Source organism: Hoyosella rhizosphaerae (genome assembly GCF_014643175.1).
Classification (GTDB): domain Bacteria; phylum Actinomycetota; class Actinomycetes; order Mycobacteriales; family Mycobacteriaceae; genus Lolliginicoccus; species Lolliginicoccus rhizosphaerae.
The window spans coordinates 1-572 of record NZ_BMJH01000016.1; the positions used below are offsets into that span (position 1 = coordinate 1).

1 protein-coding gene is annotated in these 572 nt (G+C 60.8%); it reads right to left on the reverse strand.

Annotated elements, in window-relative coordinates; genetic code table 11:
* Window positions 1–548, reverse strand: a 548-nt coding sequence (locus IEW73_RS16480; RefSeq protein ID WP_188678050.1) for an AMP-binding enzyme, incomplete at its 3' end; no start/stop codon positions are given.
* Between the last annotated feature and the right edge of the window lie 24 nt (window positions 549–572).

Below are 572 nucleotides of genomic sequence, written 5' to 3' on the forward strand. Positions count from 1 at the left end.
GCCCGCCGGTCGACCTTGCCCTGAGGCGTCAGCGGCACCTCATCAATTACTACAAAAGCCGACGGCACCATATACGACGGCAAGGTTTCTGCTGCATGAGCACGAAGCTGTTCAATGTCCAGCTCGTTACCGTCAGTTGCCTTGACATAGGTGGCGAGAAGATTTTCGCCCGCAGTGTTTTCGTGCGCCATCGTCAGCGCAAAAGCAACCGTGGGGTGGGTACGGACGACGGCGTCGATTTCGCCGGGCTCAATCCGATACCCCCGCACCTTCACCTGAAAATCAGAACGCCCCTGATACAACAACTCCCGACCACGCGACGTCGACACCCACCGCACCACATCCCCACTGCGATACATCCGCTCGCCCGCACCCACAAACGGGCACGCCACAAACCGCTCCGCGGTCAACCCAAAACGACCCTCATAACCCCGAGCCACACCCGCACCCGCAATATAAAGCTCACCCGCACTGCCCTCAGGGACCGGACGCAACCGAGAATCAAGCACCATCAACGTCAACCCACGCACCGGCACACCAATCGTCACCGGCTCCCCCGCCACCATCGGGCC